General features: G+C 60.7%; 19 protein-coding genes. 10 read left to right on the forward strand and 9 right to left on the reverse strand.

Going from position 1 to position 19,608, the window contains the following annotated elements:
- Window positions 1-5: 5 nt before the first annotated feature.
- Both feoB and JDW18_RS16765 read right to left on the reverse strand, forming a co-directional pair.
- Window positions 6-1,976: a ferrous iron transporter B gene (feoB, locus tag JDW18_RS16760; RefSeq protein ID WP_218240569.1), complete on the reverse strand. Its 1,971-nt coding sequence runs from the start codon at window positions 1,974-1,976 to the stop codon at window positions 6-8.
- Entirely contained in the window at window positions 1,973-2,335 is a 363-nt protein-coding gene (locus JDW18_RS16765; RefSeq protein ID WP_218240570.1) for a FeoA family protein, read from the reverse strand. Before JDW18_RS16765 ends, feoB begins: the two co-directional genes overlap by 4 nt.
- A gap of 222 nt (window positions 2,336-2,557) precedes the next feature.
- On the opposite strand from JDW18_RS16765, the gene JDW18_RS16770 reads away from it, so the two are divergent.
- A complete protein-coding gene (locus tag JDW18_RS16770) occupies window positions 2,558-2,878 on the forward strand; it encodes a YkgJ family cysteine cluster protein (RefSeq protein ID WP_218240571.1) in 321 nt (106 codons plus the stop codon).
- 33 nt (window positions 2,879-2,911) lie between these two features.
- On the opposite strand, the gene JDW18_RS16775 is transcribed toward JDW18_RS16770, so the two are convergent.
- Window positions 2,912-3,649 (reverse strand): Stp1/IreP family PP2C-type Ser/Thr phosphatase, encoded by a 738-nt coding sequence (locus JDW18_RS16775; protein WP_218243957.1) that lies wholly within the window; start codon window positions 3,647-3,649, stop codon window positions 2,912-2,914.
- 226 nt (window positions 3,650-3,875) lie between these two features.
- On the opposite strand from JDW18_RS16775, the gene JDW18_RS16780 reads away from it, so the two are divergent.
- The 6 genes from JDW18_RS16780 to JDW18_RS16805 all read left to right on the forward strand — a co-directional run bounded on the left by JDW18_RS16780 (window position 3,876) and on the right by JDW18_RS16805 (window position 9,518).
- Entirely contained in the window at window positions 3,876-4,505 is a 630-nt protein-coding gene (locus JDW18_RS16780; RefSeq protein WP_218240572.1) for a LysE family translocator, read from the forward strand.
- A gap of 22 nt (window positions 4,506-4,527) precedes the next feature.
- On the forward strand, window positions 4,528-5,337 hold the full coding sequence (locus JDW18_RS16785) for an AraC family transcriptional regulator (RefSeq protein WP_218240573.1): 810 nt from the start codon (window positions 4,528-4,530) through the stop codon (window positions 5,335-5,337).
- Window positions 5,338-5,445: 108 nt separating this feature from the next.
- Window positions 5,446-6,825 (forward strand): amino acid permease, encoded by a 1,380-nt coding sequence (locus JDW18_RS16790; protein ID WP_218240574.1) that lies wholly within the window; start codon window positions 5,446-5,448, stop codon window positions 6,823-6,825.
- Between the two features lie 5 nt (window positions 6,826-6,830).
- On the forward strand, window positions 6,831-7,463 hold the full coding sequence (gene kynB, locus JDW18_RS16795) for an arylformamidase (protein WP_218240575.1): 633 nt from the start codon (window positions 6,831-6,833) through the stop codon (window positions 7,461-7,463).
- A 79-nt stretch (window positions 7,464-7,542) separates the two neighbouring features.
- A complete protein-coding gene (gene kynU / locus JDW18_RS16800) occupies window positions 7,543-8,850 on the forward strand; it encodes a kynureninase (protein ID WP_218240576.1) in 1,308 nt (435 codons plus the stop codon).
- A gap of 65 nt (window positions 8,851-8,915) precedes the next feature.
- Window positions 8,916-9,518, forward strand: a complete 603-nt coding sequence (locus JDW18_RS16805; protein ID WP_218240577.1) for a DUF6988 family protein — start codon at window positions 8,916-8,918, stop codon at window positions 9,516-9,518.
- A gap of 30 nt (window positions 9,519-9,548) precedes the next feature.
- On the opposite strand, the gene JDW18_RS16810 is transcribed toward JDW18_RS16805, so the two are convergent.
- The gene (locus JDW18_RS16810) at window positions 9,549-10,511 is read right to left on the reverse strand and encodes a DNA-3-methyladenine glycosylase family protein (protein ID WP_218240579.1); all 963 of its coding nucleotides are present in this window, start codon (window positions 10,509-10,511) and stop codon (window positions 9,549-9,551) included.
- A gap of 108 nt (window positions 10,512-10,619) precedes the next feature.
- Window positions 10,620-11,498, reverse strand: coding sequence for a methylated-DNA--[protein]-cysteine S-methyltransferase (locus JDW18_RS16815; RefSeq protein ID WP_218243958.1), 879 nt, complete (start codon window positions 11,496-11,498; stop codon window positions 10,620-10,622).
- Between the two features lie 130 nt (window positions 11,499-11,628).
- On the opposite strand from JDW18_RS16815, the gene kynA reads away from it, so the two are divergent.
- Window positions 11,629-12,504, forward strand: a complete 876-nt coding sequence (gene kynA, locus JDW18_RS16820) for a tryptophan 2,3-dioxygenase (RefSeq protein WP_218240580.1) — start codon at window positions 11,629-11,631, stop codon at window positions 12,502-12,504.
- Window positions 12,505-12,744: 240 nt separating this feature from the next.
- Complete coding sequence (locus tag JDW18_RS16825) at window positions 12,745-14,001, forward strand: MFS transporter (protein ID WP_218240582.1); 1,257 nt, start codon at window positions 12,745-12,747, stop codon at window positions 13,999-14,001.
- A gap of 61 nt (window positions 14,002-14,062) precedes the next feature.
- Here JDW18_RS16825 and JDW18_RS16830 read toward each other — a convergent pair whose 3' ends face one another.
- The 3 genes from JDW18_RS16830 to JDW18_RS16840 form a co-directional block, all read right to left on the reverse strand.
- Window positions 14,063-15,247: an FAD-dependent monooxygenase gene (locus tag JDW18_RS16830; protein WP_218240584.1), complete on the reverse strand. Its 1,185-nt coding sequence runs from the start codon at window positions 15,245-15,247 to the stop codon at window positions 14,063-14,065.
- A gap of 144 nt (window positions 15,248-15,391) precedes the next feature.
- Window positions 15,392-15,682, reverse strand: coding sequence for an H-NS histone family protein (locus JDW18_RS16835; protein ID WP_218240585.1), 291 nt, complete (start codon window positions 15,680-15,682; stop codon window positions 15,392-15,394).
- A 133-nt stretch (window positions 15,683-15,815) separates the two neighbouring features.
- A complete protein-coding gene (locus tag JDW18_RS16840; protein WP_218240586.1) occupies window positions 15,816-17,105 on the reverse strand; it encodes a hemolysin family protein in 1,290 nt (429 codons plus the stop codon).
- A gap of 24 nt (window positions 17,106-17,129) precedes the next feature.
- On the opposite strand from JDW18_RS16840, the gene JDW18_RS16845 reads away from it, so the two are divergent.
- A complete protein-coding gene (locus tag JDW18_RS16845; RefSeq protein ID WP_218240587.1) occupies window positions 17,130-17,984 on the forward strand; it encodes a symmetrical bis(5'-nucleosyl)-tetraphosphatase in 855 nt (284 codons plus the stop codon).
- 54 nt (window positions 17,985-18,038) lie between these two features.
- On the opposite strand, the gene JDW18_RS16850 is transcribed toward JDW18_RS16845, so the two are convergent.
- On the reverse strand, window positions 18,039-19,466 hold the full coding sequence (locus JDW18_RS16850; protein ID WP_218240589.1) for a DEAD/DEAH box helicase: 1,428 nt from the start codon (window positions 19,464-19,466) through the stop codon (window positions 18,039-18,041).
- Between the last annotated feature and the right edge of the window lie 142 nt (window positions 19,467-19,608).

Here is a 19,608-nt window from a genome sequence, read left to right on the forward strand (position 1 = left end):
TTTCCTTAACCCCAGCCCAGCGCAACCGCAATGCGATAGGTGATAAAGCTGCACAGATAGGCCAGACCAAACAGATAGCCCAGCATGATCAGCGGATAGCGCCAGCCATTGGTCTCACGCTTGACCATGGCCAGCGTGGAGACGCACTGAGGCGCAAAGATAAACCACACCAGCAGCGACAGCGCCGTGGCCAGCGACCAGCTGCTGGCAATCAGCGGGCCCAGTTGCTGGGCCATGGCATCGTCACTGCTTGCGGACAGCGCATACACCGTGCCCAGTGCACCCACGGCCACTTCGCGTGCAGCCATGCCGGGCACCAGCGCAATCGCAATCTGCCAGTTAAAGCCGATGGGCGCCAGAATCACTTCCAGCATGCGGCCCAGCTGGCCTGCATAGCTGTAGCGAATGGCGGCCTCTGCACCTTCCGGCGCAGCAGGGTAGCTGGCCAGGAACCACAGCACAATGCTCACCGTCAGGATGATGCCGCCCACGCGGCGCAGGAAGATGATGGCGCGCTCGTACAGGCCCAGGGCCAGACTGCGAATGCTGGGCCAGCGGTAGGCGGGCAACTCCATCATCAGCGGCGTGCGGGTCTTGTTGGTGCGGAACAGCTTGGCCACCCAGGCCACGGCCATGGCACTGACAATGCCGCCCACATACAGCGCAAACAGCACCAGTCCCTGCAGATTGAACAGGCCACCCACCTCACGGTCAGGGATGAAGGCCGCAATCAAGAGCGCATAGACCGGCAGACGTGCCGAGCAGGTCATCAGCGGCGCAATCATGATGGTCAGCAAACGGTCACGCCAGCTGGAAATCGAGCGCGTCGCCATGATGCCCGGCACCGCGCAGGCAAAGCTGGACAGCAGCGGAATAAAGGAGCGCCCCGACAGGCCAACCGTGCCCATGATGCGGTCCAGCAAAAAGGCCGCACGTGGCAGATAGCCCGAGTCTTCCAGCACCAGAATGAAGAAGAACAGAATCAGAATCTGCGGCAAAAACACCAGCACAGCGCCTGTGCCGGCAATCACGCCATCGACCAGCAGGCTGCGCAGCACACCATCGGGCATGACGGCGGCAACCCACTTGCCAAAGCTGGCCACGCCGCCTTCAATGCCCTCCATCAGCGGCGCAGCCCAGCTGAACACCGCCTGGAAGATCAGGAACAGCGTCACCAGCAGCAGCAAGCTGCCCCAGACGGGGTGCAGCACCACGGCGTCGATACGGTCGGCGCGCTGGTGATCCACCTGCGGCTCCTGCACCGCCTGGCGCATGATGTCTGCCACCTGCTGGTGCAGGCTCAGCAATTGCTCCTTGGCGCCCTGGCCTGCCTTGGGCTGCCAGTGGCCTTCCATCGAAGGCGCTTTGAGGCTTCGTGCCTGCTCGCTGTCCAGCCAGTTCAGCAGTTCCTTGCCGCCATCCAGACGCACGCCCACGCTCTCAATCACGGGCAGGCCCAGCGCCTGGCTGAGCTTGGCCTTGTCCACCACAATGCCCTGGCGCTTGGCCATGTCGCTCATATTGAGCACCAGCACCATGGGCAGCCCCAGTGCACGCGCCTCCAGCACCAGGCGCAGGTTCAGGCGCAGGTGGGTAGCATCGGTCACGCAGATCAGCAGCTCGGGCGGCGCTTCTCTGTCGTGCAGGCCGCTGACGATGTCGCGTGTGATGCGTTCATCTTCGCTGTGCGCATGCAGGCTGTAGGTGCCCGGCAAATCCAGCAGGCGCACGCGGCGCTTGGCGGGCGTGTTCAGCCAGCCTTCCTTGCGCTCTACCGTCACGCCTGCGTAGTTGGCCACTTTCTGGCGTGCGCCAGTCAGCAGGTTGAACAGCGCAGTCTTGCCGCAGTTCGGGTTACCCAGCAAAGCGGCGCGCAGGGGCGCATTCTGGTCAGCAGCCGCAGTGCCGGAGTTCAGGTTCTGGATGGAGATGTTCTGCACAGAAGACTTCAGGGACGGGTTCTCACGCGCGTTCATGGCTTGGCCTCCGGCACTACCAGCACGCGTGACGCCTCATAGCGGCGCAGGGCAAACGTTGCAGCACCTACACGCACCGCCAGCGGATCAGGGCCGGGAAAGCCTGTTGCCACAATGCGCACACGCTCGCCGGGCAGAAAGCCGATTTCCATCAGGCGCAGCATCAGCTCCTGCTCTTCCACATTGCTGGCACTGACAAGGTCCAGCACATGCGCAGGAATATTGAGCGCCAGCTTGTCGAGGCTGATCGCAGCCTGCGCGCTCACTGACGACGGTGTGGCCCCTGCCACATCACCGGACGCTAAAACAGTGGCCGCGCTACCCGAGGCCGAGGACTGCAAGATACTCATGGACGCCATTTTATTGAGTTTAATTCTCATTATGGTTATCAAGACTTCAGAGTCCTAGCGCGCCAAGCCGGCATAGTGCCAGCGCGGCAGGGCTGAAGTCTGCGTTTGCTTTGGGCAAGGGCCGCCCTCGCCTGCTGTTTCCGTGTAGCGCACTCGGATTTTTACAGCTTGCGCTCATGCGGCATCAGGCGCCAGAGAAAATTCCGCCCCAGCTCTTTTTCTGGCCTTGCCATGACCCATCCCTGCCTGACCTGCGGTGCCTGCTGCGCATCATTTCGTGTGGATTTCTCCGTCCATGAATCTCAGGAACAAGGCGGGCGTGTACCTGCAGGCCTGATTGAAGAAGTCACCGACTACACCTGCCGCATGCGCGGCACGGACTGGGCACGCCCGCGCTGCGCGGCGCTGGTGGGCAAGGTGGGTGAAAAAGCATCCTGTGGCATTTATGAATGGCGGCCTTCGCCCTGCCGGGAGTTTGCAGCAGGCTCGGATGCCTGCAACCGTGTGCGCCTGCGCCATGGCATGCAGTCGCTGGAAACCGGTTTACTGTAAAAACAATAGCTGAAAGCGCTTTATTTATAAAGGCTAGCGGCCGAAATCGGCTTCCATCAGCACCACCCCGATATTGTCTTTGCCGCCAGACTCATTGGCGGCAGCAATCAGGCTTGGCAGCAACTCATCCAGCGGCAGTTGCCTGGCAAACAGCGCCGCCAGTGCCGCGTCATCCACCATGTCGGTCAGCCCATCGGAGCACAGCATGATGCGATCGCCGGGCTGCAGCGGCCACTGGCTCAGCTCCGTTTCCACTTCCGGCTCCACGCCCAGCGCCCGCGTTACCAGATGGCTCATGCGTGAAGTTCTGGCCTCATCCTCCGTCATTCGCCCGGCATCGATATCCTGCTGCACCAGTGAATGGTCGTGCGTGATGCGCTGCAGCCGCCCGTCGCGCCAGGCATAGGCACGCGAATCGCCCAGATGGGCCAGCAACACCTGCTCCGGCAGCACCAGTGCCACCACCACCGTCGTGCCCATGCCCTGGCAACTGGGGCTGAACTGGGCCGCTGCATAGATCGCGGTGTTGGCCATGTCCAGCGCGTCAATCAGCTCGCAGCGCGCCACATGCTCGCCAGCCCCTGTCAGGCTGGCACGCTGCAGCGCTGCTGTCAGCAGGTCAACGGCCATGCCGCTGGCCACCTCGCCCGCCTTGTAGCCCCCCATGCCATCGGCCAGCACAGCCAGAGGCCAGGGACTGGCCTCGGGGCACACGCCCACGGCGTCTTCATTGTTGAGCCGCTTCAGCCCTACATCCGCGCGTGCAAGCATGCGCACGGCAGGCCATACGCGTGAAGGGGCAGAGGATGCAGAGGAGGACATGAAAAACAGGCGGACTGACGCGATGCAAAGTTTCTAAGCGTAACTCAAGTTACAGCAGCCCCCTTCTGCCCAAGGCTGTTGTGCAGGGTCACATACCGATGGCGCGCAATTCTGTTCAATACAGCGGCCCAGCCCTTCTTCAGACTGATGGGCAGTTTCACTCTCTTGTCTGATCATGCTGACTTCCCTGCTGGCCATGGCCGGTTTTGCACTGGCGGGGGCCATCACACCCGGGCCAGTCAATGTGCTGGCCCTGCGCCACGGCTGTGAAAGCCCCAGGACTACGGCTTTGCTTTATGTTCTTGGCGCCAGCCTGAGCTATGCGTTCATCGTCTGGCTGATGGGGCAAGGCAGCCAGTGGCTGCTGCAGATTCCGGCCCTTGCACTCTGGGCACCCCGGCTGTGCGCCGTCTATCTGCTGTGGCTGGCATGGCAAATCGCCAGGGCGCCCACCGCGCCATCTGCCGCGCAGCACCCCGATGCTGAAACGGCCATGCAAACGGCTGCTGCACCGGCCTTTTTGCAAGGTGCTGCCGTGCAGGGGCTCAACCCCAAGGCATGGCTGGTCGCGCTATCCGGGGTCGGCATGTTTGTCATCCCCCTCACCTCGCCCAGCCTGCACCTGCAATGGGCGCTGCTCTGGTTCTGCGCTGTCTCGCTGATGGCCTGCCTGCTGGGCGTTGGCTGCTGGGCTGCACTGGGGCGGGTTTTGCAGCGGTGGCTGCGCACACCGCAGCGCCAGCGCCTGCTCAACCGTCTGCTGGCACTGGTGCTGGTGGCCTGTGTCATCAGCATGCTGGCATGATGGCTGGCAGAGTGAAGCTTTCATGACCTCCAGCGCCTCCCCCCATCGTTTCCACCGGCCCCCGGCCGCCCCGTGGGCCGAACTGCGTCACAGCGCCGCATCGGCGCACTGCTTTCGCCTGCACATGCATGCCGAGTACTCCATTGGCATCGTCGATGCGGGGCAGACCGTTTTTCATCACGCCATGGGGCCGCAGCCTGTGCATGCAGGCAATGTCGTTCTGCTGGAGCCGCACTCCTGGCATGCCTGCAACCCGGCCCCCGGCGCCCCCTGGGCCTATCGCATGCTGTTCATCAATGCTGAATGGCTGCACGCCCGGCTGGGTGTGACTGCGCTGCGCTTTTCACAACGCGTCTGGGCTGATGCCGAGATCGCCCAGCTGGTTGACCTGCTCTGTCGCCCCATTGAAGACAGCGCTGCTGCGCATCAACTGGCCAGCGGTCTGGACAAACTGCTTACCCGGTGCGCGAACGCCTGCCATTCTGCGCAACCAAGCCCGTCAGACCCGTCGGGCGACTGGGCTGAGCTTCAGGCCGTGCTGCAACAGCTGCACGCAGCGCCAGCAGCCGAGTTAACGGTGCAGGCACTGGCCCGGCAATGCGGCATGAGCGCCACGCGCTTTATCCGCCGCTTCAAGGCGGCCACGGGAATGACGCCTGGCAGCTACAGGCTCAATCTGCGCATCAACGGTGCCCGGCGCCTGCTGGCTTCCGGCACCCCGCTGTCGGAAGCCGCATACACCATGGGCTTTGCCGACCAGGCACATCTGCAGCGGGCGTTCAAAGCCCATCATTCGCTGACACCCGGCAACTACGCACAGGCACAGCGCTGAAGCTGCAGCCGCACCACGAGCCGCTGCGGGACATTCGCAGGCCAGCAGTGAAATCCGCCCATTCGCGGGATACTTGCTGCTTCGTTTTCAGCCCCCAGACAGCAAGTGATGGCCGACTTTGACAGCATCCAACAACGAGAAACCGGCCTGAGCCAGCAGCTCAATGCCGCCCAGATGGCCATGATTGCCATTGGCGGCGCCATCGGCACGGGCCTGTTCATGGGCAGCGCCTTTGCCATTGGCGTGGCCGGGCCCAGTGTGCTCATCAGCTATGCAATTGGTGCACTCATCGGTCTGCTGCTCATGGGGTGCCTGGCCGAGATGACCGTGGCCCACCCTACCAGCGGCTCGTTCGGCGCCTATGCAGAGCACTACATCAGCCCGCTGGCCGGTTTTGTGGTGCGCTATGCCTACTGGGCTGCCGTCGTGCTGGCCGTGGGCATGGAAGTGACCGCCGTTGGCAAATACATGGCGTACTGGTTCCCAGCCGTTGACCAATGGGTGTGGGTAGCTCTGTTTTCCATAGTGCTTGCCGCCGTCAATGCCACCAGCGTCAAGGCCTTTGGTCAGGTCGAATATGTGTTCTCGATGATCAAGGTGATAGCCATCGTGGCCTTTATCCTGATTGGCGCCTATGTGATTTTTGGCGCTCGCCCCGAAGGCGTGGGCTTTGCCAATTACACCGCCAATGGCGGCTTCTTCCCCAACGGCCTGTGGGGCACCTGGGTGGGCGTGATCGTGGCCATCTTCAGCTACCTGAATCTGGAATCCATTGCCATTGCCGCGGGCGAAGCCGAAAAGCCCAAGCAGGCCGTGACCACCGCGTTTCGCACCACGGTGCTGCGCCTGGTGCTGTTTTATCTGCTGTCGCTGGCCATCATGCTGGCCATCGTGCCCTGGAACCACGCAGGTACGGACAAGAGCCCGTTCGTGAAGGTGATGGAGATTCTCAACATCCCCGGCGCCGCAGGCGTGCTCAACTTTGTGGTGCTGCTGGCCTCGCTGTCGGCCATGAACAGCCAGCTCTATGTCACCTCGCGCATGATGTTCAGCCTCTCGCGCGGCGGCTATGCACCCAAGGTTTTTGGCAAACTCAACCACCGTGGCGTGCCGCTGGGCGCGATTGCCGTGTCCTGTCTGGGCATGTGCGTGGCCATGGTGCTCAATGTCTTCAAGCCCGAGCAGTCGCTGGAGCTGATGATGTCGATTGCCATGTTCGGCGCCATGTTTGCCTGGTTCATGGTTTTCGTCACCCACCTGCTCTTTCGCCCCCGCTGGCAGCGCGAGCACCCAGGCCAGAAGCTGGAATTTCGCATGTGGGGCTTTCCCGTCTTCACCCTGCTGGGCGCGCTGCTGATGGCTGGCGTGATTGTCACCACCTTGTTTACCAAGGAATTCCACACCACCACACTCGTTGGAGTTCCGTTCCTGCTTGCGCTGATCGTCATCTATGCTCTCTGGTACCGCCCACGCGCCACTAAAGCATGAACGCCATGACACGCCAGATCTGGGATATTTCCCCCGCCATTGCGCCCACCAGCCCGGTGTTTCCCGGCGATACCGCCTATTCGCAGGAATGGTGCGCCACGATTGGACCGGGCTGCCCGGTCAATGTCAGCGCCATTCATCTAAGCCCCCATGTGGGCGCGCACGCCGATGCGCCGCTGCACTATGACGCGCAAGGCGCGGCCATTGGCGCAGTCGACCTCGACGCCTTCCTCGGCCCCTGCCGCGTGATTCATGCCATTGGCTGCGGCCCGCTGGTCGAGTGGCAGCACATTGAGCACGCGATTGACACCGACCTGCCGCAGCGCGTGCTGGTGCGCACCTACCAGGCTGCGCCCACCAGTTGGGACCCAGACCTTGCCGCCTACGCGCCTGAGACCGTGCAGAAGCTGGCCGAGCTGGGCGTCAAGCTGATCGGCATAGACACCGCCAGCATCGACCCAGCGACCAGCAAGACGCTGGACAGCCATATGGTGATCCGCCAGCGCGGCCTGCGCGTGCTGGAAAACCTGATGCTGGATGCCGTGGCAGAGGGTGACTACGAGCTGATTGCCCTGCCCCTCAAGCTGACCGAAGCGGATGCATCTCCGGTGCGTGCCGTGCTGCGCTCCCTGAGTTAAATAACAGCAAAAACCGCTTGAAGTCCAGGTTTCATAATCCTGGGCAGCTATCAAAATTGAGATACCTCTAAGGAAGACAATGACCACTTTGCAAGACTGCCAGGCACTGGATGCCCAAGACGCCCTGCGCCCCCTGCGCGATCGCTTTGCCCTGCCTGCGGGCGTGATCTATCTGGATGGCAACTCGCTGGGCGCCCAGCCCAAGGCAGCAGCAGCCCGCGTGGCCGAAGTGGTGACGCAGGAATGGGGGCAAGACCTGATCACCTCGTGGAACAAGGCGGGCTGGATCAGCCTGCCCGAGCGTCTGGGCAACCAGTTCGCCCCCTGGATTGGCGTGGGCGAAGGCGAGCTGATGTTCACTGACACCACCTCCATCAACCTCTACAAGGTGTTGAGCGCGGCGGCGCGCATCGCCCGCGAAGACTCGCCCAGCCGCAAAAAAGTCATCAGCGAGCGCAGCAACTTCCCCACCGATCTGTACATCGCCCAGTCCGTCTGCCAGGAATACGGGCTGGAGCTGGTGCTGCTGGAGCCCGAAGAAATCGCCGCTGCGCTGCAGAGCGACGTGGCGATCTCCATGCTCACCCACGTCAACTACCGCACCGGCGCCATGCATGACATGGCTGCCGTTACAGCCGCTGCACACGCCCAAGGCATTCTCTGCATCTGGGACCTGTGCCACAGCGCAGGCGCCGTGCCCGTGGACTTGAAGGGCGCAGACGCAGACTTTGCCGTGGGTTGCAGCTACAAATACCTGAACGGCGGCCCCGGCTCGCCCGCCTTTGTCTGGGCGCACCCGCGCCTGATCAACCGCTTCTGGCAACCGCTGTCGGGCTGGTTCGGCCATGCAGAGCCGTTCAAATTCGTGCCCGACTACCATCCGGCCCAGGGCATTCAGCGCTATCTGTGCGGCACCCAGCCCATGATCAGCATGAGCGTGCTGCAATGCGGTATCGACATCTATACCGAGGCCCAGCCATTCGGCGGCATGGCAGCGTTGCGCGCCAAATCGCTGGCCATGACCGATCTGTTCATCCAGCTGGTGGAAGAACGCTGCCAGGGCTATGGCCTGGGTCTGGCCACCCCGCGTGACCACGCCGCACGCGGCTCACAGGTCTGCCTGACGCGTGAGGAAGGTCTGGGCGTGGACGGCAAGGACAGCGGCGCCTACGCCATCATTCAGGCACTGATTGCACGCGGCGTGATTGGCGACTTCCGCAAGGGCGACGGCGGTACGGGCAAGCACAAAGACATTCTGCGTTTTGGCTTCACGCCGCTGTATGTGGGCTTTGAAGATGTATGGAATGCCGTCGAGCATCTGCGCCAGGTGCTGGAATCGGGCGAGTGGAAACGCACTGAGTTCAATACCATCAACGCAGTGACCTGATGATAAAAAGCGATTCAGTCACAAGCTACGCAGACGATGAGGTCGATCCGCGATTAGAGCGACACATGCTGTTCCAAGCTGCGATGGCAGCGCTTTGCGAAGGTGTCGAGACTGATCGCGCAGACAAACGAGAGCTAACGATTGCGTCACTATCCAACGCAGCCCGTGACCTCGCTCAAGGCCAATGGCTTCTCATTACTGCAGACAACCCTCTACCCGCTTATGCGCTGGTCAGGCCCATGTTTGAGTATGTGGTCAAAGCCATATGGTGCAGGGTCTATGCAAAAGATGACTGGCTCACACGGCTGTGGACTCCGCCGGAAGTAGATGTAATCAAGGAAACCGCGCCGCAGCGCATGCTCAAGGAAATGCTGGACAACATTGCTCAGCATCCTCCAACAGCCCAGATTCACCAGAAACTGGTCGCGCTGTATGACGCCACGGGCAAAGCCATGCATTCATTTGTTCATGGTGGCATCTATGCGAATGTTCACGCATTGATTGAGATTCCCATGGAGCAACAATTGAACCTGCTTCGCAATAGCAATGCACTTCTTCTGCTCAATGCACAGACCCTGCTGCTTCCCTACGAAGGCTGGAGGGACGACTACCGAGCAATCCAGTCCGACTTCCAGGACGTACTACCGCCATTTGATCCAGTACACTGACTTCAAAAGTCAGCCCAAGGCCTACGTTTCTCAGTAGGCTTGAGAGGAAAGGCTTGCCCACAGGTGCGCCGCCACCAGCGCTCTGAAGGGCTGAAACTGATCAAGCCAGATGCTTGCAGCCAGCGCATCTGGCTTTTCTTTTTGCTGCAGCAGGCCGATGGCGCGGCGCACGGCCACATCGCCATGCAGGCTGCCGTCGGGCCAGCCGTAGCCGCGCAGCAGGCAGTAGTTCACCGTCCACGGGCCTATGCCTTTGATGGCCAGCAACTGCCCGGCAACGGCTTCAACAGCGGTCGCGCTCCACTTTTCTTGAGCGCTCTGACTCGCCCATTCATCCAGAGGCAGCACTCCATCCACCACTGCCTTGGCTACGCTCCGCAAGGTCTGGGCCTTGGCCTGTGAAAAGCTCAGCGCCCGCAGTTGCTCCACATCCAGCGTGAGGACCTGCACCGCATCGGGATAGGCCAGCAAATGCGCGGCCTCAGGCTGCAGCTTCTGAGTCTGCTCATGCAGTCGTAAACCCGCCGCCTCGATCAGCTTGCGCCGCAGGCTGACGGCCACCGCCACCGAAATCTGCTGGCCCATGATGGCCCAGCTCAGCGCCTCGAATGGCGTGGGCGATGCGGGCACATGCAAGCCCGCTTGCCGCGCCAGCAGCGGCCCCAGCTCTGGGTGACTGCCGTGGGCCTGCAGCAAGGCGCTGGGCGGATAAGCCAGCCCCAACATGCGCTGCAGCATGGCTTGCAACTCCTGCTGGCTACTTGCCATGTCCTGCGCCACTGCATCAGGCACATGCAGCCGTGCCTGTACCTTTTCTTGATTCCACTGCAGCACCAGCAGCGCAGGCTGTCCCTGCCAGATCAAGGCTTTGAACAAACGCTGTTCAGACACTTGCAGCAACTCAGAGCGCTGCTGCGCATCGCGCCCATGAAAAGCCAGAAATTCCTGCCAGCGATAGGGCTGGGGCAGGCTTTGTTGGCATTCAATCCACATGCAATTCCTGTGTTTTTGAGAGCTGGCAGCGCTTGATATTCATAGATATCAGATTCAAATCATCTTGAAGTGCATAGATATCAATCGCTGGCAGCTATTGTTTTGATATCAACCCGGGTTGCGCTGCTGGGCTTCACGCAGTAGCAACGCACGCTTGCGCTCCACGCCCCAGCGGTAACCAGAGATGCTGCCGTCATTGCGCAGCACACGGTGGCAGGGCACCGCCACCGCAATCGGATTGGCCGCGATGGCACTGGCCACGGCGCGGGTGGACTGCGGCGCCCCCATCTGCCGCGCCAGTTCTGAATAGCTGAGCGTCTGGCCCGCTGGGATTTTCTGCAGCGCCTGCCACACCCGCTGCTGGAAAGCCGTGCCTTGAATATCCAGAGGCAGTGCCAGCCCCAGTCGCGGCTGCTCAATCAAGGCCACGACCTGCGCCACGGTCTGCTCATATTGCGTATCGGCCCCGATCAATTGCGCCGCAGCAAAGCGCTGCTGCAAATCTTCGATCAGTGCCTGCGGATCATCGCCCAGCAGCACGCAGCACACGCCCTGCTGCGTGCTGGCCACCAGCAAGCTGCCCAGCGAACATTCGGCCAGCGCAAAGCGAATGGTTTGATGCCGCCCGCGCTGGCGATAGGTTTGCGGTGCCATGCCCAGCATGGCGGGTGCATCTTTGTAAAAGCTGCTGCTGGCTTCATAGCCGCTCAGATAAGCGGCGTCGGTGACCGAGCTGCTCTGCTGCGGCTGCAGCGCCGCGCGCACATGCTGGCCACGGTGGGCCTTGGCATAGGCCTTGGGCGTGAGCCCCGTGGCGCGCTTGAAGTGTCGATGCAACTGCCAGGGGCTGAGCTGCAGACGCTGGGCCAGATCATCCAGCGAAGGTGCAGTCTCTTCAGCCTCCAGCCAGCGACAGCATTGCGCTATGCGCTCATCGATTGAGAGCAAATCAGAGGTCAGAGCGGCAGTATGGGCAGTGCGGGGCATGGCGTGATTTCCATCGGTCATGGGCTGACTTTACGCAATGACTGAATGCGCTGCATCCACGTTCTTGCACGCTGAACATGACAACTTTCGGTTACGCTGCGCGCATTGCATCAGATTCCATCGATTGACCATGACCACCGAATCCTCCGGCTGCCCCATGCATGGCGGCGCTGCCATCGTTCGTGACGAAAAAGCCCAGCTCGATTTCAGCCAGGACATGAGCTATGGCGACTATCTGCATCTGGACCAGATTCTGACGGCCCAGCACCCGCTGTCGCCCGCGCATGACGAGATGCTCTTCATCATCCAGCACCAGACCAGCGAGCTGTGGATGAAGCTGATGCTGCACGAGGTGCGCGCCGCCACCGCAGCGATTGCCAATGCCTCGGGCGAGACCAAGCCCGACGCCTTCAAGATGCTGGCGCGGGTGAGCCGCATCATGGAGCAACTGGTCAACGCCTGGACGGTGCTCTCGACCATGACACCGCCCGAATACACGGCCATGCGCCCCTATCTGGCCCAGTCCAGCGGGTTTCAGAGCTATCAGTACCGCTGCATCGAATTTGCTCTGGGCAACAAGAACGCCGCCATGCTCAAGCCGCACGAGCACCGCAGCGATCTGCTGGCCCAGGTGCAGGCGGCTTATGAAGCCCCCTCGCTGTACGACGTGGCCCTGCAGTTGCTGGCACGCGAAGGCATTGAGGTGCCCGCAGACCGCCTGCAGCGCGACTGGACCCAGCCCTATGAAGCCAGCGAAGGCGTGAAGCAGGCCTGGATTACCGTGTACCGCGACCCGCACAAATACTGGGATCTGTACCAGCTGGGCGAAAAGCTGGCCGATATCGAGGACGCCTTCCGCCTGTGGCGCTTCCGCCACCTGACCACCGTGGAGCGCGTCATCGGCTTCAAGCGCGGCACAGGCGGCACGGGCGGCGTGAGCTATCTGAAGAAGATGCTGGATGTGGTGCTGTTTCCGGAGATCTGGAGCCTGAGAACGGAGCTTTGACCACCCCTGAGCCGCTGCGCGGCTTCCCCTCTCTCGCTTCGCGGGAGGGGGACAGCAGCCTCGCTGCGGGACGGCCCTTGCTTGCTGCCACCCTGTTGGAGGCACGCCAGTTTTTGAAACGCGCCTGTTTTGAAAGCTCGTGCTCCTGCGTGACAGACACAAAACACCGAAGCCGCTACAACGCCTCTCAGCCCTCGCCACTTTTTTGCCTTGCCTGCCTGGCCACGCCAGGTGTTTTTCATGTCCACCCCAGCACCCGCTTCTGAAGCAAGCTCCTCTCGCAATCTGTCCACGGTCTGGCCCATGCTGCTGTGCCTGCTGACGGGCTTTGCGCTCAGTCAGGCCTATCGCACGATTGCGTCCATCATGGCCGATGGGCTGCGCACAGATTTTGGGCTGTCAGCCCAGTCACTGGGCTCGTTTGCGGGGCTGTTCGGCCTGTCGTTCGGCGTGGCCCAGTTGTTGATGGGCATTGGCATGGATATTTACGGGCTGCGCCGCACCGTCGTGCTGACGTTTCCGCTGACCATTGTGGGCGCCGCCTTATCCGCTGCTTCGCCCAGCTATGCATGGCTGATGCTGGGGCAGTTGCTGATCGGCGTGGGCTGCTCGCCCGCGTTTCTGGCCTGCACCATGTTTATTGCCCGCCACTTTCCGACAGATCGCTTTGCCTATTTTTCGGGAATGGCGCTGGGCATTGGCGGCCTGGGCCTGCTGTTCACAGGCACGCCTCTGGCCTGGCTGGTGCAGCACATGGGCTGGCGCAGCGGCTTCTGGCTGCTGGCGCTGCTCAGCGCCCTGTCCTGGCTGCTGATTTTCTTCAAGGTGCATGAACCCGCGCTGGCCAGCGACACTCTGCCCAAGCCCGGGTTTATGGAGGCCCTCAAAGGCTTTGGCAGCCTGCTGCTGCTGCCGCACACCTGGGGCATTGTGCTGCTGGGCATGGTCAGCTATGCCTCGTTCCTCACGGTGCGTGGCCTGTGGCTCAGCCCCATGCTGATGGACCGCTATCAGTTTTCATTGATTGCCACGGGCAATGTTGCACTGGCAACTTCGCTGATTTCGCTGTTTGTGCCTTCGCTGTTCGGCAAACTGGACCCCGGCCCGCGCAAGCGCCGCCAGCGCATTGCCCGCTTTGCGCTGCTGATGGGCTGCATCTTCACCGCCCTGGCGCTGGTGCACCACCCCATCGCCAGCGTGGCCTTGCTGCTACTGATGAGTGCCATGTCGGGCTACGGCACGCTGCTGTATGCCGATGTGCGCTCGTCCTACCCCCGAGAGACCACGGGCCGCGCCCTGTCCATCTTCACCATGGCGATGTTTCTGGGCGCAGCGCTGATGCAGTCGCTGTCTGGCGTGGTGGCAGGTCTGGCCGAGCGCCACGGCACCGATATCTATCTGGCAGTGATGCTGATGATTGCCACCATGCTGGGCCTGGGTGCACTGGCCTATCGCTTCATCAAGCCATCCCCTCTGCTGCATCAGGCCACACATTGAAAAGAGCCGCTGGCGCAATACCAATATGCGCCAGAAGCTCTCTTTTCAATAGCTTTCTGACCTAGCCTTCATACAGCCAGGGCACATCCATGATGCGGCCCCCCAAGGCGCGCAGCGACATATCGCGCCCCCAGCGCACCACACCGGTGGAGTGAAAGATGCGCCCATTGCGCAGAGATCGCTCCTGCACCCTGGCATTGCGCTGCCAGCGGTTCAGTGCATAACGGCGCAGGCGCAGGCTCACATCCAGATCATGCATGGACAGCGCACTTTGCAGCTCTGCCGCATCCTCAATCGCCATGCCAGCGCCTTGCGCCAGATAGGGTCGCATGGGGTGGGCCGCATCGCCAAGCAAAGCGACCAGGCCCTGCGCCATCTGGGCTGAAGACGACACGGGAACGCGATCAGCCACGGGCCACAGCCGCCATTCCCCACCCGCATCGGGAACATGCTGCACCAGGTCCTGCAGATAAGCGCAAGTGCCTTTCAAGTGCTTGAGCAAATCCGGCAGATTGACGGAGTGATCCCAGTGGTCCAGATCTTCAGGAGCCGGCCCCTGAACAATCACCACCAGGTTCTGCAACTCGCCACGGCGCACAGGGTACTGAATGGCGTGCAGATTCGGCCCCAGCCAGGCGGTAACCTCATGCGTGCGCAAACGCTTTGGCAACTGCGCCTGATGCACCATGGCGCGATAGGCCAGATGGCCTGTGACACGCGGCGGCCCATCACCCAGCATCTGCGAGCGAATGGCGCTGCGCACGCCATCCGCGCCAATCAGGGCATCGCCTTCAATCAGCTTGTTGTGGCTGGTGCGAATGGTGACCACACCATCTTGCTCGGTATAGCTGGTCACCGTCTGGTTCAGGTTCAGATGAACTTCAGGCAAGCCCTGCAAGGCATTCAGCAGCAGCTGATGCAGATCGGCGCGGTGAATGGTTGCGTAGCTGGCACCATATCGGCTCACGGTTTCCGCCCCCAGAGGCAGGCTTCCCAGCTCCAGCCCGCTGACTGCACTGCAAGCCCGCAATGCCGAGGGTGTGGCCACCACTTGCTGCAAAGGGCGCTGCAGCCCCCAGGCCTGCAGTTTGCGCACCACATTCGGGCCCAGCTGAATCCCTGCGCCCACTTCGGAAAACTGCGTCGCTCTTTCAAACAGACGCACATCCCAGTCAGCCTTCGCCGCTGCAATGGCCGCCGCCAGACCGCCAATGCCACCGCCCGCAATCAACACCTGTTTGTTCATGGTCTCTTATTGTGCCGTCTTAGCCGCATCGTGAGAGGCAAACCCGATCACACCGCTGCAAAACTGCCATCACCCGTTATCTGCACCCTGACATGAAAAAAGCCCACCGAGGTGGGCTCTTTCAAGCTGCGCAATCTACCAGGCTTAGATAGCGAATTTTTCGCGATCCTGGTCTGCAATCCACTTTGGTGGCTTGCCGCGGCCGGTCCAAGTCTGACCCGTTGCGGGGTCACGATACTTGGGGGCAACCTTGGCACCTGCATTGGAAGATGCGCGCGCACGTACAGGGGGGAAGACATCATCAGCAGTGAGACCGTATTCGGCAATCAGATTGCGAACCTTGGCCACAGCATCAGCCAGCTCGCGTGTACGAGCTTCGTTGATTTGCTGCTCGAGGTCTTCTCGCTGCTTCAGTAGTTCCTTGTAAGTACTCATGGTATGCGCTTGTTGGTTGATTAAAGTGAAAACATTATAGTGCCAGCATTTTCAAAGCAGCTAAAAAATCACTAAGCAATAACCACAACTTTGAAGTTTTAAAAAAGTAAGCATTTGTTAACACATTGAAAGCTTAAATTTTGGGGATAGCCAGAATTTTGTCGATTCGCTTGCCATCCAAATCGACCACCTCGAATATCCAGCCCGCACACAGCACACGCTCGCCTAATACGGGAAGATGGCCGCTTTCTGCCAGCCATAAACCCGCCACGGTGTTATAGCGGCCCTTATCTTCATCAGGCAGCTCACGAATTGACAGCCGTGCTTTCATTTCTGCAATAGGCATCAGCCCATCAAGCAGCCAGGAGCCGTCTTCTCGTTTGGTGGCCCAAGCTTCATTTTCCTCAACAGGTCGCAACTCACCAGTAATGGCTTCCAGCAAATCAGTAGGCGTCATGATGCCTTGCAGAACCCCGTACTCATCCACCACGAACACCATGCGCCCTGTTTTGGCACGCAGCTGATCCAGCAGTTCCATCCCGCTCAGGGTTTCCGGCAAAAAAGATGGAGCAAGCACCTGCTCTCGCAAAAGTACTTGGGAATTCTTTCCCATGGCCAGCAAGGTTGACACACTGATGATGCCAAGCACCTCATCCAGGGAACCTTTACAGACCGGATACCAAGAGTGCCCTCCCATTTCCTGGCCATCTGCCGCAGCCACCAATGCCTGGGCGACTGTCATATCCGCATCCAGCCAGTGCACATCGGCCCGTGGCACCATCAAAGAGGTCAATGGACGGTCATCCAGATGGAAAACGTTTTGCACCATCTGATGCTCATTCTCCTCAATCAGACCTGCTTCCCGCCCCTCTTCCAAACTGGCTGATATTTCCTCCTCGGTCACCGTTCTGCTTTGCGATTCATTAATTCTGAGCAGTGTCAAAACCCCATGCGTGGAGAATGCCAGCAGGCGCACAAAGGGTTTGGCTATGGATGCAACCCACGTCATAGGACGTGCAATGACGGTAGAAACCAGCTCTGGATATAACTGACCGATACGTTTAGGGACCAGTTCCCCAAAGATAATCGTTATAAATGTAATAGCAGTTACAACGATAGCGGTGGCCGATATAGAGGCGGCTTTGTCTGATATTCCCAGAGATATCAGCCACTGTGCAAGGCCATCACTGAATGCAGCCTCACCCAAAATACCGTTGAGCAGGCCAATCGACGTGATCCCCACCTGCACCGAAGAGAGAAACTGGGTGGGGTTCTCAAGAAGAGCCAGTGCAGCCTGCGCGCCCTTGTCGCCGGTTTCAGCCAGCGCCAGCAAACGGGCCTTGCGGCTGGAGGCCAGTGCCAATTCCGACATCGCGAACACCCCATTGAGCAGCGTGAGCAATGCGATCAGCAGAAAATCCATGACTTGTCCGTATGAAAGAAGACCATGGCACTTTACTGCATTGGAGATATCCAGGGCTGCGACGACGCCTTCGCACAATTACTTCAAACCGTGGATTTCTCCGCAAGTCGGGACACACTTTATGTGCTCGGCGACCTCGTCAATCGTGGCCCAAAATCTGCCGAGGTACTGCGTCGCTGCATGCAGGCCGGTGACTCCATGCGTGCGCTGCTGGGCAACCACGACCTGCATCTGCTTGCGGCCTCCCAAGGCCTGCGCCGCCAGAGCAAGCGCGACACGCTGGCACAGGTGCTGGATGCGCCAGACCGCATGGCCCTGCTTGACTGGCTGCGCCAGCAGCCGCTGGCACGCCTGCACACCAATGCGCGGGGAGAGAACCTGCTGATGGTGCACGCGGGTGTGCTGCCGCAGTGGAGCCTGCAGCAAGCCATGGCGCTAAACCAGGAAGTGCAGGCAGTTTTGCAAAGCCCGGACTTCGCCCGCTTTTTGCAGAATATGTACGGCAATCTGCCGGATCGCTGGTCTGCCGATCTGCAGGGTGATGACCGCCTGCGCTGCATCGTCAATGCCTTCACCCGCCTGCGCTTTTGCAGTGCAGAAGGCGTGATGGATTTTGAGAGTGCGGAATCCGCCGATCATGCCCCGGAGGGCCTGATGCCCTGGTTTGATGTGCCGGGCCGTGCCACGGCTGATACCCCCATGGCTTTTGGCCACTGGTCCACCCTGGGCCATATCAACCGCCCAGATTTGATGGCCATGGATACCGGATGCGTCTGGGGTGGTTGCCTGAGCATGATGCGCATTGGCAATCACATGGGTGAGCGCGAGTTGATTCAGCTGCAATGCCCCCAGGCACAGGTGCCGGGCGGCAAGGGCTGAAACCATAAAAAATGCCTGCGCAAAGCAGGCATTTTTTGCACAGTCACTGACCGATCAGGAAGCGGCCACTACGGGCGCCCTGAACAGCGCTGCAATCTTGCGCTTGGGCTTGATGCTGGCGCTCTTGACGGGCGCGGCAGTCTTGTGATCCCAGGCAGCTGTCTCTGCGACGCTGCTGGCCTCATAAGGCTTGTCAAAGAAAGGATCGACATTGGCGGGGCGCTGTGCCATGCGCGATGGGCGATGGGCATGGCTGCTGCTACGAGCGGCGCCATCAAACTCGCGTTCACGGCGAGGACGGAATTCCTCTTCGCTGCGGCTGCGACGGGCGGGGCGGAAGTCCGACATGGGTGCGGGCTCCACATCGATCTTCTTCTTGGTCAGCTTTTCAATATCGGACACATGGCGCGCATCGTGGTCGGTCACCAGCGTGACGGCCAGACCCGAGGCGCCTGCACGACCGGTACGGCCAATGCGGTGAACATAGTCTTCGGCGTTGAAAGGAACGTCGTAGTTGAAAACTGCGGGCACGTCCTTGATGTCCAGGCCGCGGGCGGCCACATCGGTACAGACCAGCAAGTCCACCTCACCAGCCTTGAAGGCTTCGAGAGCTTTCAGACGCTCGTCCTGGCTCTTGTCGCCATGCAGGGCTGCAGCACGCAAACCATCACGCTCCAGGGCACGGGTCAGGCGCGCACAGCCCAGCTTGCTGTTGGAGAAGATAAAGGCCTGGCGAATCTCGCGCTCCTTGAGGACGGAGCGAATCGCGTAACGCTTGTCGTCATCCGTGACCTTGTAGAAGCGCTGCTCCACCGTCGAAGCGGTTTCGTTGGGGCGTGCAACCTCGATGGTCACAGGGTCCTGCAGATAGCTATTGGCCAGACGCTTGATCTCGGGCGAGAACGTGGCCGAGAACAGCAGCGTGGTACGCGCCTTGGGCAGGTGGGACAGAATGCGCTGCAGATCGGGCAGGAAGCCGATATCCAGCATGCGGTCAGCCTCGTCCAGCACCACATATTCCACCTGGTTGAGCACCACATTCTTGGCTTCGATGTGGTCCAGCAGACGGCCGGGCGTGGCCACCAGCACTTCGACGCCTTTTTTCAGCTCGATGGTCTGGGGCTTCATGTCCATGCCACCAAACACCACGGTGCTGCGCAGCTTGGTGTGCTTGGCATACAGCGCGATCTGCTGGGCCACCTGGTCAGCCAGTTCACGCGTGGGCAGCAGCACCAGAGCGCGCACAGGGTGGCGGGCTGGCGATGCGGAAGCATTTTCGTGGCGCATCAGGCGCTGCAGCAAGGGCAGCGAGAAAGCAGCCGTTTTGCCCGTGCCTGTCTGGGCAGCGCCCATGACGTCCTTGCCAGTCAGTACGACCGGAATGGCCTGCGCCTGGATGGGAGTCATGGACTCGTAGCCCATGTCGGCAACAGCGCGTGCCAAGGGCTCGGCCAAATGAAGATTGGAGAAAGAGCTTGTCATTGAGGGCGTTATTGTCGCACCGAGTGGATTTTTCGCGTTGGCTTTGTGCAATTCCGGCGTTTTCATGTCACGCCAAGCCGATTTTTCAGAGGGCAGATGACCGTTTGAATATCCCGTTCAATCCATCGGGATAACCCGTAGC

It is taken from the genome of Comamonas fluminis (genome assembly GCF_019186805.1).
GTDB classification, from domain to species: domain Bacteria; phylum Pseudomonadota; class Gammaproteobacteria; order Burkholderiales; family Burkholderiaceae_C; genus Comamonas; species Comamonas fluminis.